Below are 14056 nucleotides of genomic sequence, written 5' to 3'. Positions count from 1 at the left end.
CACACCCTTTTCGGACGAAGTCGTTCTTCGAGTGTCCGCGCGCGCGCCGAGTCTGTAGGTTCGGGCATGTGACCACTCAACCCTCCCCGAAGGCTTCCGGGAAGACGCCGGCCACGCCGGCCCCCGCCCCCGCCTCCGCCAGCCGTCCCGCAGCCGCCACGAGCAGCACAGGGACGCCGCCGGAGCCCACGACCGCTGTCGAGCAGGTGGAACCCGCGGCGCCCGCACCGCGCACACGGCGAGCGCGGACCACGACGGCGACCGCGGCAGGCACGACGACCACGCGGGCGAAGACGAGGACGACGGCGGCGGCTGCATCGTCGTCGGCGCCTGGGACCGCGACGGCAAAAGCAAAAGCGAAGGTCACCGCAGCGGCGAAGAAGACGCTGGCCTCGCGCACCGCACCCACCCGCTCCACCGCCAGCGCACCGGTCGAGCTCATCGGGCGCATCCCGGTCCTCGACGTCGCTCCCGTGGTGGACGCCGGCCGGTGGCCGGCCAAGGCCGCCGTGGGCGAGGTCGTGCCCGTCGAGGCCACGGTGTTCCGCGAGGGCCACGACGCCGTGGGCGCGACCGCGGTGCTCGTCGCGCCCGACGGCACCGAGCGCACCGTCCGGATGGTCGACATCGCCCCCGGCCTCGACCGGTACCGTGGCGAGCTCGTCCCGGACGCCCCGGGCCGGTGGTCCCTGCGCGTCGAGGGCTGGTCGGACCCGTACGGGACCTGGGAGCACGACGCGACGATCAAGATCCTCGCGGGCATCGACGTCGACCTCATGCTCGCGGAGGGCGCCGCGCTCTTCGCGCGAGCCGCCGCGCGGCCCGACATCGCGCCTGCTGACGCCGCGGCCCTGCTGTCCGTCGTCACGGCGCTCGAGGACACCTCCCGCCCGCCCACGGCACGCCTCGCCGTCGCCACGTCGCCCGAGGTCCACGAGGTGCTCGCACGCAACCCGCTGCGGGACATGGTCTCCGCGTCGGAGTCCTACCCCCTCGTCGTCGACCGGCCCCTCGCCCTCGCTGGGGCCTGGTACGAGTTCTTCCCCCGTTCCGAGGGCGCGCGGTACGACGAGCTCACCCAGCGATGGGTCTCAGGCACCTTCGAGACCGCCGCCGAGCGACTCCCGGCGATCGCCGCCATGGGCTTCGACGTCGTCTACCTCACCCCGATCCACCCCATCGGCACGACGAACCGCAAGGGCCGCAACAACACCCTCACCACGGTCGAGGGCGACCCGGGGTCGCCCTACGGGATCGGCTCCGCCGAGGGTGGGCACGACGCCATCCACCCGGAGCTGGGCACGTTCGAGGAGTTCGACCGCTTCGTGGCCCGGTCCCGTGAGCTCGGGATGGAGGTCGCGCTCGACGTGGCGCTCCAGTGCTCCCCCGACCACCCGTGGGTCACCGAGCACCCGGAGTGGTTCACCACCCGGATCGACGGGACGATCGCCTACGCCGAGAACCCGCCGAAGAAGTACCAGGACATCTACCCCCTGAACTTCGACAACGACCCCGAGGGGATCTACCAGGAGATCCTGCGGGTGCTCACCGTGTGGATGGACCACGGCGTCACCGCGTTCCGGGTCGACAACCCGCACACCAAGCCCCTGTGGTTCTGGGAGCGGCTCCTGGGTGAGATCCGCTCGACCAACCCGGACGTCGTGTTCCTGTCCGAGGCGTTCACCCGCCCCGCGATGATGCACACCCTCGCCAAGATCGGGTTCCACCAGTCCTACACGTACTTCACGTGGCGCAACACGAAGGAAGAGCTCGAGGAGTACCTCACCGAGGTGTCCGGCCCGTCCGGGTCGTACATGCGCCCGAGCTTCTGGCCGACCACCCACGACATCCTCCCGCCGTACCTCCAGCACGGGGGCGTCGCTGCCTTCGCGATCCGCGCGGTGCTCGCGGCGACCGGGTCACCCACGTGGGGGATCTACTCCGGGTACGAGCTCGCGGAGCGTGTGCCGCGGCCCGGCGTCGAGGAGCAGATCGACAACGAGAAGTACGAGTTCAAGCAGCGCGACTGGTCGCTCGCACCCGAGATCGGCATCTCGACCCTGCTCACGCGGCTCAACGAGATCCGGCGCGAGCACCCCAGCCTGCGACAGCTGCGCAACCTCACCGTGCATCCCACGACGGACGACTCGATCCTCGCCTTCTCGTCGCACCTGAGCGCCGAGCACTCGCCCACGGGTGAGGCGGACACCGTCATCACCGTGGTGAACCTCGATCCCCACGCCACGCGTGCCGGCTTCGTCTCCTTCGACCTCGAGGCGCTCGGACTCCCCGCGCGGAGCGATTCGCAGGACACCGTCTTCGGTGCGCGCGACCTGCTCACCGGAGCCACCTACGCTTGGGGTGCTCAGGCATTCGTCCAGCTCGACCCGTACGCCAACTGCGCGCACATCATCCACGTGAGGCCTCTTTGACGACCCGCCGCTCCACCCCCCCGCCCACCGCACCGATCCCCCTCGGAGCCCTTCCGCAGAAGCACCAGCCCACCGCGCCCGGAGGTGGGACGAGCGATCACCCCGACGAGGTCCACCTCCGCGCGCGAGGGCTCTCCGACGACCCCGAGTGGTTCAAGACCGCCGTCTTCTACGAGGTGATCATCCGCGCGTTCTCGGACTCGACCGGCGCGGGCTCCGGTGACATCCGCGGGCTCATCCAGCGACTGGACTACCTCCAGTGGCTGGGCATCGACTGCCTGTGGCTCCCCCCGTTCTTCCCCTCACCGCTGCGCGACGGGGGGTACGACGTCGCGGACTACACGGCCATCTCCCCCCAGTACGGGGCGATCAGCGACTTCACCGAGCTCATCGAGGAGGCCCACGCCCGAGGGATCCGCGTGGTCATCGACCTCGTCATGAACCACACGAGCGACGAGCACCCGTGGTTCCAGTCCTCCCGCTCGGACCCCGAGGGCCCCTACGGCGACTACTACGTGTGGAGCGACGACAACACGAGGTACCCCGACGCCCGCATCATCTTCGTCGACACGGAGACCTCGAACTGGACGTTCGACCCCGTCCGCCGGCAGTACTTCTGGCACCGGTTCTTCTCCCACCAGCCCGACCTCAACTTCGAGAACCCGCGGGTCGTCGAGGCGATGATGGACGTCGCGCGGTTCTGGTGCCAGGTCGGTGTCGACGGGTTCCGGCTCGACGCGGTGCCGTACCTCTTCGAGTCCGAGGGCACCAACTGCGAGAACCTGCCGGAGACCCACACGTTCCTCCGGGACCTCCGCAAGATGATCGACACGGAGTTCCCCGGGCGGATCATGCTCGCCGAGGCGAACCAGTGGCCCGAGGAGGTCGTGCAGTACTACGGCACCGAGGAGGAGCCGGAGTGCCACATGTGCTTCCACTTCCCCGTGATGCCCCGGATCTTCTACGCGATCAAGGACCAGCGCGCCAAGCAGATCCTCGACATCCTCGCGGACACCCCGGCCATCCCGGCCGGCGCCCAGTGGGGCACCTTCCTGCGCAACCACGACGAGCTCACGCTCGAGATGGTCTCGACGGAGGAGCGCGCCTCGATGTACGGGTGGTACGCCCCCGATCCGCGCATGCGGGCGAACATCGGGATCCGTCGACGGTTGGCGCCGCTGCTCGACAACTCCCGCAAGGAGATCGAGCTCGCGCACGCTCTGCTGCTGTCCCTGCCGGGGAGCCCGTGCCTGTACTACGGGGACGAGATCGGTATGGGTGACAACATCTGGCTGCCCGACCGCGATGCCGTGCGAACCCCGATGCAGTGGACCCCGGACCGCAACTCCGGCTTCTCCACCGCGGACCACGGCAAGCTCTACCTGCCGGTGATCCAGTCGCTCGTGCACAACTACCAGACCGTCAACGTCGAGGCTCAGTGGGCCCAGCCCACCTCCTTGCTGCACTGGGTGCACGGCATGCTCAAGGTCCGCCGTCAGCACCCGGCCTTCGGCACGGGGTCCTTCGTGCCCCTGGCGGCGGACAACGAGGCCGTGCTCGCCTTCCTCCGGGTGAGCGCTGACGAGACGCTGCTGTGTGTCACGAACCTCGCAGCCACGGCACGCTCGGTGCGGGTGCGCGTGCCTGGACTCGAGGGCGCGGCGCTCACGGATGTCTTCGGCGGGTCCGACCTCGGCACGGTGAGCGGCAGCGGGGATCTCGTGATGACATTGGGCTCGCGGGACTTCTACTGGCTCAGCGTCACCCCGGCCGGCACACCGGCCGCGGGCGATGGACCATCGGATTCCGAGTGACGGGAGCAATCAGGCACCCGCTCGACGCATGGACGGGGTGTGGCGGTGTTGGCGCGTGAGGGTGAACAAGGTCTGGTGACGACGGCTGAGGGCGCTGACGACGGTGTCCTCGGTGCGCTGCGCGAGTGGTTGCCGGGTCGCCGGTGGTACCCGGCGAAGGGCGCGCAGGCGCGGGTGACCTCGACGACGCGCATCCCGCTGCCCGCTCCGACGGGGTCCGCCGGGACCGTGGAGGTGTTCGTCGAGATCGTCCGCGCCCAGGACCCGGCGGGCGGGATCGACGTGACCCTGCAGGTCCCGGTCGTGCTCGAGCGACGCTCGGAGAGCGTCGTGCTCGAGCGTCCGGATTCCGCGCGGGCGCCCGGGTACATCGCCACCGTCCCTGGTGGTGACCTTTTCGACGGCGTGCAGCATCCCGCCTTCTGGGGAGCGTGGCTGGACTCGGCCGTGTGGGCCGACGGGACGGCGCCCGTGGAACGTCCCTACGACTTCTCGGGCGCCCACGTCCTCAAGGTCGAGCAGTCCAACAGCTCGGTCCTCCTCCCGCGGATCGCCGGAGGGTCGATGCTCAAGGTCCTGCGGTCGCTCTCGCCGGGCGACAACCCGGACATCACGGTGCCGCTCGCCCTCACCCGCGTGGGATGGCACGGGGTCCCGGAGCCGTACGCGTGGCAGGAGGTCGTCGTGGCCCCCGACGCGCCCGGGTCCGCCGAGCACGCCGACGGGGGCACCCGGCCCGCGCCGTGGCGCGCGCACGCCGGTGTCCTCGCCGAGCTCGTCCCGCAGGCGACGGACGGATTCGTCCTCGCCTGCGAGTTCGCTGCCGACGACCGCCCGTTCAACAGCCCTGCCCGGGAGCTCGGGACGCAGGTCGCTCAGATGCACAGTGCGCTGCGCCGGGCGTTCCCGGACGAGGTGGAGCCCGCGGACCCCGAATGGCTCCTCAACGCCCTCCGCCGGCGGGTGCGTTCGGCAGCGGCGTCGAGCGCCGCCGTCCGCGAGCGCGCAGCAGACATCGAGACCTTCCTCCAGCGGCTCCGGGAGGTCGCCGACGAGGCGCTCGCCCAGGGGCGCCCGCTCCCTCCCGTCCAGCGCATCCACGGTGACCTGCACCTCGGGCAGGCGCTGTACAGCCCGCAGAAGGGGTGGCGGATCCTCGACTTCGAGGGCGAGCCCCTGCGACCGATGGGCGAGCGCACGCGGCCGGACCTCGGCGAGCGCGACGTCGCCGGGATGCTCCGGTCGTTCGACTACGCCGCCGCCGTCGGTGGCGCCGGGTCGTCGGAATGGGCACGGTCGGCCCGCCGCGCCTTCCTCGAGGGGTACACCGGGTACCTCTCCGTCCCCGGTGCCCTCGGGTTCGGCCGGCCCCCGTCGCTGGCGGACCGCGTGCTCATCCGGGACGCCTTCGAGCTCGACAAGGCGCTCTACGAGGTCGTGTACGAGGAGCGCAACCGACCCGACTGGATCTCGATCCCGCTTGCAGCGATCGATCGGATCCTCGACCGGGTCGTGGCCGCGTGACCAGGAAGGACACCGCGGTTCGCGCGTGCACGCCCCCGCGGCGCGTGGAAGGGTAGGGCCATGATCGAACCGACAACTCACCGGACGGGACCGCTGTCCCCGCTCCCCGTCCCCAGCGACGACCTCGCCGCCATCGCGCGTGGAACCTTCTACGACCCGCACGCCATCCTCGGAGCCCACCTCGGGGAGGACGGCGTCTCGGTCACGGTCCGGGCCCTGCGCCCCCTCGCGGACGAGGTGTCGATCGTCACGCTCACCGGCGAGTACCCCGCGACGCACGAGCAGGACGGTGTCTGGGTCGCTGTCCTTCCCGCCCCGGACGGCAGCGTCCCCGACTACCGCATCGGTGTCCGGTACGGGGACGAGAGCAGCGTCGTGGACGACCCCTACCGCTTCCTGCCGACCGTCGGGGAGATGGACCAGCACCTCATCCGCGAGGGTCGGCACGAGGAGCTCTGGACGGTTCTGGGCGCCAACGTCAAGACGTATCCGAGCGCCATGGGCGAGGTCCATGGCACGGCGTTCGCCGTGTGGGCACCCAATGCGCGGGCGGTGCGGCTGCTCGGCGACTTCAACTTCTGGAACGGTGCGTCGCACGCGATGCGCGTCCTGGGCTCGACGGGCGTCTGGGAGCTCTTCGTGCCCGGCCTCGTCGAGGGGACACGGTACAAGTTCGAGATCCTCGGTCCCGACGGTTCGTGGCACCAGAAGGCCGACCCGCTCGCCAAGGGCACCGAGGTGCCACCCGCGACCGCCTCCGTCGTCGTCCGCTCGGACTACACGTGGCAGGACGACGAGTGGATCGCCCGGCGCGCAGCGACCGACCCCCACAACCAGGCGATGAGCATCTACGAGGTGCACCTGGGCTCGTGGCGGCAGGGGCTGTCCTACCGCGATCTCGCCGAGCAGCTCACCGCATACGTGCTCGAGATGGGCTTCACCCACGTCGAGCTCATGCCGGTCGCGGAGCACCCCTTCGGCGGGTCGTGGGGGTACCAGGTCACGTCCTACTACGCACCCACCTCGCGGTTCGGCCACCCCGACGACCTGCGTCATCTCATCGACACCCTCCACCGCGCCGGCATCGGTGTCATCGTCGACTGGGTCCCCGCCCACTTCCCCAAGGACCAGTGGGCGCTCGCACGCTTCGACGGGACGCCCCTCTACGAGCACCCCGACCCCCTGCTGGGCGAGCAGCAGGACTGGGGCACCTACGTGTTCAACTTCGGCCGCGCGGAGGTCCGGAACTTCCTCGTCGCCAACGCCACGTACTGGCTCGAGGAGTTCCACGTCGACGCCCTGCGGGTGGACGCCGTCGCGTCGATGCTCTACCTCGACTACTCCCGCAACCCCGGCCAGTGGCGGCCCAACGTCCACGGCGGGCGCGAGAACCTCGAGGCGATCGCACTGCTCCAGGAGACCAACGCCACGGCGTACCGCCGCAGTCCTGGCGCCATGATCATCGCCGAGGAGTCGACGGCGTGGCCGGGTGTCACCCGCCCGACGAACGCGGGCGGTCTCGGGTTCGGCCTCAAGTGGAACATGGGGTGGATGAACGACACCCTGCGCTACCTCGCGGTTGAGCCGATCAATCGTCGCTACCACCACCACGAGGTGACGTTCTCGATGGTGTACGCGTACTCCGAACAGTTCGTCCTCCCGATCAGTCACGACGAGGTCGTCCACGGCAAGGGTTCGCTCATCGGCAAGATGCCGGGAGACGACTGGCAGCAGCGAGCAGGCGTCCGCGTCCTCTTCGCCTACCAGTGGGCGCACCCGGGCAAGAAGCTGTCGTTCATGGGCAACGAGTTCGCGCAGCGTTCCGAGTGGGCCGAGGCGCGCAGCCTCGACTGGGGACTGCTGGACACCCCGGAGCACTCCGGCGTCCAGCGCATGGTGCGCGACCTCAACACGGTCTACCGCGAGCACCCGGAGCTCTGGGCGCTCGATCACGACCCGGCCGGGTTCGAGTGGCTCGACGCCAACGATGCCGACCACAACGTCCTGTCGTTCCTGCGCAAGGATGCGGAGGGCCGGGTCATGGCGGTCGTCGTGAACTTCGCCGGCTCACCGCACGAGGGCTACCGCGTCGCCCTCCCGGCGGGCGGGGTGTGGCGCGAGGTGCTCAACACGGACGCGCACGAGTACGGCGGCTCGGGGGTCGGCAACCTCGGTGCCGTCGTGTCCGAGCCGGTCCCGGCCTGTGGCCGGCCGTACTCCGCCGCGCTGCGGGTCCCGCCGCTGGGCGCCGTGTTCCTCACACCCGAGGTGACGGAGACGACCCCGGAGACGACGCCGGAGAACGATCGTGGCGTGGTCGGTGTCGCCGACCGTGCCGCAGCAGGAGCCAGCGCCGTTCCCGACCTCACCGGCACGGACTGACAGCCGCGCCCGTTCTCGACGGGCCCCTGAGCACGACGACGGCGTCCCTCCTCGGAGGGACGCCGTCGTCGTGTCCAGGCAGGCGACCGTCGCTGTCGACGGCCTCCCTCAGTAGAGCGCGTTCGTCAGCGCCCGGCGTGCGGGACCGACCCGCGGGTCCTGTGGGCCGAGCAGGTCGAAGTACTCGACGAGCCTGCGGCGCAGGACCTCCCGGTCGGGGGCATCAGGCACGAGCTCGATCAGTCTGCTCAGTGCGTCCTCGACCTTGCCGCCGAGCAGGTCGAGGTCAGCGACCGCGAGCTGCGCCTCCACGTCGGTCGGGGCCTCGGCGGCGGCCTTGCGCACGGCCGCGAGGTCCGCGTCCCGGGTGCGCTGGAGCAACCGCACCTGTGCGAGACCGGCGGTCGCGAGGTGGTCCCGCGGGTCCTCCTTCAGTGCCTGCTCGTACGCTGCGGCTGCCGTGTCGAGGTCGTCGGCCTCGATCGCGTCGTACGCAGCCTGGTGGAGCGGCGGGAGCTCGGGCTCCGCTTCGGGCTGGGCGTCGGCCTCGCCGGGACCCGCCGCGAGGACACCGGTGATGCCGTTCGCCTGGGCGGCCTCGAGCACCTGGTCGAGGACTGCCCGGATCTGGTCGCGTTCAGCCGTGCCCTGGAACAACGGCATCGGCTGCTGGGCGAGGATCGCGACGACCGTCGGGAACGCCTGGAGCTGGAAGGCCTGGGCGATCTGCGGGTACGCGGTCACGTCGATGCGTGCGAGGAGGAACCGTCCGGCGAAGTCCTCCGCCAGAGCGGCGAGGTCCGTCGCGAGGCGGGCGTTGTCGGCGTCCGTCGGCAACCACAGGAGCGCGACGACCGGAACCTTCGCCGACTGCTGGACGAGCGACGGGAACGTCTCGTCGGTGACGTCGACGACGAACCCGCCCGCTGCCGGCGCGCCACCGGGAGCCCCGGGCGGCGGAGCGGTGGGCCGGCCGAGCGATGACAGGTCCACCGCGCCGCGCACGTCGAACTGGCCGCCGGGGGCTCCTGGAAGACTCATTGTTCCTACTTTCCGTGGATGAGAGGGTCGACCGCTACGGCACAGAGGCCGAGGTCGTCAGAAGCTCGCTCCCGACGACCGCTACCGGATCCACCGATCCGGTAGGCGGTATGCGGATGCCGACGAGCCCCGTCCGGCCCGTCGTCAGGGAGTTGGCCGCCGCGGCGCCGCCGGTGAAGGCACCCTCCGTCGCCGACGGCGGCACGGTCGCGCCGACCTCGCCGGCGAGCGTCTCGATGGACGTGACCTTCGCGACGACGAGGGCGCCGCCGTCGGCGGTGCGCAGCGCACGCGCCTCGCCTGCAGGAGCAGAGAACGTCAGGGTGTACGTGCCGGCGATGACGGCGGCGGACTCCTGACGACCTGCCCGCAGCGTCGTGATCTGTTCGCGCAGCGGGTCGACGGCGAAGGACGCGGCGTACGCAGACGCGTCCCCGGAGTTGAGCACGTCCACGTACTGCTGGACGACCTCCGCCGGGGACACGACGAGCGTCGCTGCCTCGTCGAGGGGCACCTCCGGGGACCCCACGTCTGCTGCGGCGAACTCGGGCAGGGTGACGCCAGGGAAGAGGCGCAACCATCCCCACAGCTTGTAGTTCTCCCGGGGTCCCGCCTGCTCTGTCACGAGCAGCCGCTCGGTCTGCAGGTTCTGCGGCCGCTCGCTCGCCGCGAACGCGGTCCGCGGCCACTGGGGGGTCGTCGGCACCATGTACGACTGGACGTTGAGGGGGAGCTCGGTGATCGCGTCGACGGACCCGCGCGCGGCCGCGACGGTCAGCTCGGCGGCGCGCAGCTCGCGGGCGGGGCCGGTCAGCCGGGCGTCGAGGACAGCCGGGTCGAGCGTCTCCTGGGCGGCCGCCAGCACCTCACCGATCTCGGCGTAGACGTCCGCGCTCTGCTCGACGCTCAGTGCCGGCCGTGCCTCGGTGACCTCGCCCACGACGAACGTGGGCAGCTCCGGTGCGCATCCGGTGACGAGGAGCAGGCCGATCCCGGCGACCAGGGCAGAGCGTGCAGGGCGTGCAAGGCGTCGCATCACTGTCCTCCCTCCCGTCGGTCGGTGTCGTCCGTGGCGCCTTTCGACGTCGGTCCCGGGTCCTCGTCGGCGACGGGGCGGACCCCCCATGCCTGGCGCCATCCGCCCCCTGAAGTGGAGGCTGTGCCCTCGGGTAGCCAGATCCGGCGGTTCGGGTCGACCTCCGGCTCGGCCGGCACCGCCTCCGGAGCCAGCCGGGGGACCTGTGGGGCCGGGACGACGGGGATCGTCCCGGTGCGTGGCCACGGTCTCTTGGCGCGCTTGGCCGCCCGCTCGGCCTCCTCCCGCTCGATCCGGTCGCGCTCGGCCCTCTCGCGCAGCTCGCGCCGGGTGAGCGGGCCGTCGGGGGTGCGGGGCGCGTCCGAACCGGCCACCGGATCGCTCTTAGGTGAAGGTGCCGCGACCGCGCGCTGAGCCGGCGACGCCGGGCTCGGTCCGTGGCCGGGCCCGCCCGGCTCCGGCGACGTACCGGGCTTGGCCGCTCCGCGGTCGGTGGATCCGGGCTGGGTGGATCCGGGCTGGGTCGATCCAGACGTCGTCGCGCCTGGCTTCGTCGCGCCTGGCTTCGTCGCGCCTCGGTGAGCGGTGGTGCCCGCGCCTCCGCTCGCACCGCCCCTCGTCCCGGTCCCGTCGCCTGCACGCTCACGACGCCCGCGCAGGAACCACACCGCACCGAGCGCGAGCCCAGCGACGACGAGGAGCGCCCCGACGACGACACCGGGCCACATCCACGGTGTCGTCACGGTCCGGGACCACGTGAGCTCCAGCACGGGAGTCTCGGGTGAGTCCCCGACGCTCGCCACGAGCAGGATCTCGTCGTCGGACGACGCGTCCCACTCGAGCGTCGCGGATCCGGTCCCGGAGGTCTCGGCGACCCACATGTCCGACCCCTGGGGGTCGGGAGCAGGCACCGCCTCGTCCTGGACCTCGCCCTCGGTGGCAGCAGGATCTTCGGGGAGCGGCTGCTCGCTCGGGTCCGCCGTCGCATCGGTCGCGGGCTCCGGCTCGGCCAGCTCCGAGTCCAACGTCTCCCAGTCGCTCGCCCCCGTGACGACAAGAGCCTCGTCCGTCCCGATCCAGCCGGTGACGTCCAGCGGGTGGCCCATCGCCAGGACGACGGTGTCGTCGTCTCCGGCGACGGCGCGGATGCTCACGGCGTCGTCGACAAGACCCAGCAGGCCCGGCTCGGTCCGCAGAAGGGTCACGTCCTCCTGCGACCCGGTCCGCAGCGTGACGGAGTCGCTCGCGCGCCAGACGGTGCCGGACGCGACACCGAGACCGGCGACGAGCAGCCCGAGCACGACCAGGACGGCTGGCACGATCTTGTGCAGCACAGATGAATCCCTTCGAGGGTGGAAAATCCAGCCTAACGCGGGTGCGCGCACAGCACGCGGCCATCCCGACCTCCGTGCACGCGATCGGGCGCTCCGGTGGGCGCGGAGCGGATACGCTGGTCGTGCGGGCCGATCGTCCCGGACGGCACCCCGTCAGGACTCATTCCCGCACCTGACTCTCGTCCTGTGCTCGGCGGAGCATGCCCGATCCTCACCACGGAGGCCTGTTGTGTCCGACGATCGTCCGATCTTCCCTGTCGTCATGCGCGGCTATGACCGTTCCCAGGTCGATGGGCGCCTGCGGTCGCTCGAGGCTGCACTGACCGAGGCCCGGACCAGGGCGGACGCGCTGGACCGCCAGGCCACGCAGACCGCGGCGGCACTCGCCGAAGCACAGGAGAAGCTGCGGGAGACCGAGCGGCCCTCGTACGCCGGGCTCGGTTCACGGATCGAGCAGCTCATGCGGTCCGCCGAGGAGCAGTCGACCGACGTCATGGCCCAGGCAGAGGCCCAGGCGGAGGAGACGCTCGGCCGGGCCCGACTCACGGCTGGCCAGATGAAGGCGCGCGCCGAGAACGAGGTGGCTGAGCTGCTCGCCGCGGCGCGCCGCGAGGCCGAGGAGGTCCGGTCGGCCGCCGCCAACGAGGCCGACACGGCCATCACGTCCGCGGAGCGTCGTGCCGAGGAGCTCGTCGGGTCGGCCGAGCGTGAGGCGGCCCGTATCCGGACGTCCATCGCGACCGAGGAGACCGAACGCCGCACCGCGCTCGAGCGCGAGCTCGGCACCCTGCGGGCCACGACGGAGCGTGAGGTCACCGAGCTTCGCGTCACCACGGAGCGCGACGCGGAGGAGCTGCGGTCGACGACCCTCGCGACGACCACGACCCAGCGCGAGGAGGCCGAGCGGTACGCGACCGACCTCCGCCAGCGGGCCGAGGCCGAGACTGCCGAGCTCCGGCACACCACGCAGGCGCAGACGGCCGCACTGCGGAGCGAGACCGAGGAGTTCGCGGCCACGCTGCGCACCACGACCGTGCGCGAGACGGACGAGCTGCGGCAGCAGACCGAGTCCGACGCGGCCTCGCTGCGCGCGGTGGTCCAGCAGGAGGTGGACGCGCGCCGGGCCGAGCTCGACCGGGAGCTCGCGACCCACCGCCAGACCACGGAGAACGAGATCGCGGCGCTGCGCACCGGCGTCGAGCAGGAGCTCGAGGCGCGACGTCTCCAGCAGGAGCACGACCTCGCCGAGCTGCGCACGACCACCGAGCGCACGACGAGCGAGCAGCTCGTCTCCGCGAACCTCGAGGCGACGCACCTCGTGGAGACGGCCACCCGTGAGGCGAACGATCTTCGCGAGAGCGCCCAGCGGGAGACGGCCGAGCTGCGGTCGACCACGGAGCGGGAGACGACGGAGCTGCGGGAGCGCACGACGATCGAGACCGACGCCCTGCGTTCCCAGGCCCAGCGGGAGGCGACGGACCTCGTCGCCGCTGCCCGGGCGGAAGCGACGCGGCTCCTCGACGAGGCGCGCGAGACCCTTGCTGCAGCGCAGCTCGAGATCGCCGCGAAGCACGAGCAGGCCCAGCTGGCCGACACCGAGCTGCACGCGCGCACGCGCGCCGAGACCGACAAGCTGCTCGGCGACGCCGAGCGGCACGCGGCGGAGGCCGAGAAGCGCGCGGCCGACGCCCTCGCCCAGTTCGAGCAGATCCGCAAGGACTCCGACGCGCACGCGAAGGAGACGGCGGAGACGGCACGCCGGGCGGCGGCGGCCATGACGTCCGCCGCGCGTGAGCAGGCCGACGAGGTGCTGGCCGACGCTCTCATCGAGGCGGAGCGCGAGCGCAGCAACGCCCAGCGGCAGGTCGACGAGCTCAACCGGCAGCGTGAGTCCATCTCGACGTACCTCGACGAGCTCCGGGCACTGCTCGGTGCGGAAGCCATCCCGAGCGCGGAGACCTTGGAGAAGGCAGCGGCCGCGGAGGAGTCGTTCGTCGCGGCAACGACATCGACGGACGAGCCGGTCGCGGACACGTCCGACCAGGAACCCGTGGCCAAGGCGACCCCGCGGAAGGCGAAGTCCAAGCGCCCCGCGCCCCTCGCAGCGGCAGGGACGCCTGCCCAGCAGGCGCGCAAGGCGGCGTCCGGCAAGGCCGGACCGGTCACGAAGACCCCCGCGCCCGCCCCGCGTCCGGGCACCGCGGTGGCAGCACCCGAGCGCGACGACGCCAGCGCGTCGAGCGGGCCCGCCCCGGTGCCGGCGCCGCCCACGCCCGTGCCTGCGCCGCCCGCCGCCGATACGGACAGCACCCCTGGCGACAGCATCGCGAAGGACAGCACCGAGACAGGCAGCACCGGGACGGCGAGCACCGATGTGACGGGCACCGAGGCGACGGGCACCGAGGCCGAGGGTTCTCGCACCGACGGCGCGCTTGAGTCGTCTCAGTCCGGCGATGCCCCGGCCGGTCCCGCCGCGGCGGACCGCTGACCCGG

Annotated in this window: 9 protein-coding genes; 5 read left to right on the top strand and 4 right to left on the bottom strand. The window is 71.7% G+C overall.

What is annotated here, in order from left to right; translation table 11 throughout:
- Positions 1-76 precede the first annotated feature (76 nt).
- On the bottom strand, positions 77-442 hold the full coding sequence (locus tag AC2AXK_RS14175) for a hypothetical protein (RefSeq protein WP_484346055.1): 366 nt from the start codon (positions 440-442) through the stop codon (positions 77-79).
- Between AC2AXK_RS14175 and AC2AXK_RS14170 the strand changes: the two genes are divergently transcribed.
- From AC2AXK_RS14170 to glgB, 4 genes are all read left to right on the top strand, one after another.
- Entirely contained in the window at positions 387-2432 is a 2046-nt protein-coding gene (locus AC2AXK_RS14170; RefSeq protein ID WP_484346053.1) for an alpha-1,4-glucan--maltose-1-phosphate maltosyltransferase, read from the top strand. The two genes, AC2AXK_RS14175 and AC2AXK_RS14170, sit on opposite strands and share 56 nt — an antisense overlap.
- The gene (gene treS / locus AC2AXK_RS14165) at positions 2429-4246 is read left to right on the top strand and encodes a maltose alpha-D-glucosyltransferase (protein ID WP_484346039.1); all 1818 of its coding nucleotides are present in this window, start codon (positions 2429-2431) and stop codon (positions 4244-4246) included. The genes AC2AXK_RS14170 and treS overlap by 4 nt, the downstream gene beginning before the upstream one ends.
- A gap of 75 nt (positions 4247-4321) precedes the next feature.
- Positions 4322-5770 (top strand): maltokinase N-terminal cap-like domain-containing protein, encoded by a 1449-nt coding sequence (locus AC2AXK_RS14160; RefSeq protein ID WP_484346038.1) that lies wholly within the window; start codon positions 4322-4324, stop codon positions 5768-5770.
- A gap of 60 nt (positions 5771-5830) precedes the next feature.
- Entirely contained in the window at positions 5831-8152 is a 2322-nt protein-coding gene (gene glgB, locus AC2AXK_RS14155; RefSeq protein WP_484346037.1) for a 1,4-alpha-glucan branching protein GlgB, read from the top strand.
- Between the two features lie 108 nt (positions 8153-8260).
- On the opposite strand, the gene AC2AXK_RS14150 is transcribed toward glgB, so the two are convergent.
- From AC2AXK_RS14150 to AC2AXK_RS14140, 3 genes are read right to left on the bottom strand one after another with little or no spacing between them, the layout of a single operon-like run.
- On the bottom strand, positions 8261-9193 hold the full coding sequence (locus AC2AXK_RS14150; RefSeq protein ID WP_484346036.1) for a co-chaperone YbbN: 933 nt from the start codon (positions 9191-9193) through the stop codon (positions 8261-8263).
- Between the two features lie 34 nt (positions 9194-9227).
- Positions 9228-10229 carry a DUF8094 domain-containing protein gene (locus AC2AXK_RS14145; protein ID WP_484346035.1) on the bottom strand — a complete coding sequence of 334 codons (1002 nt, stop codon included), beginning with the start codon at positions 10227-10229 and terminating at the stop codon, positions 9228-9230.
- Entirely contained in the window at positions 10229-11563 is a 1335-nt protein-coding gene (locus AC2AXK_RS14140) for a hypothetical protein (protein ID WP_484346034.1), read from the bottom strand. The genes AC2AXK_RS14145 and AC2AXK_RS14140 overlap by 1 nt, the downstream gene beginning before the upstream one ends.
- 229 nt (positions 11564-11792) lie before the next feature.
- Here AC2AXK_RS14140 and AC2AXK_RS14135 point away from each other — a divergent pair, with 229 nt between their 5' ends.
- Complete coding sequence (locus tag AC2AXK_RS14135; protein WP_484346033.1) at positions 11793-14051, top strand: coiled-coil domain-containing protein; 2259 nt, start codon at positions 11793-11795, stop codon at positions 14049-14051.
- The last annotated feature ends 5 nt before the right edge of the window (positions 14052-14056 follow it).

The organism is Sanguibacter sp. Z6_81 (genome assembly GCF_057180625.1).
The sequence above is the reverse complement of the archived record's forward strand: the minus strand, read 5'-3'. Positions and strand labels throughout refer to the sequence as shown.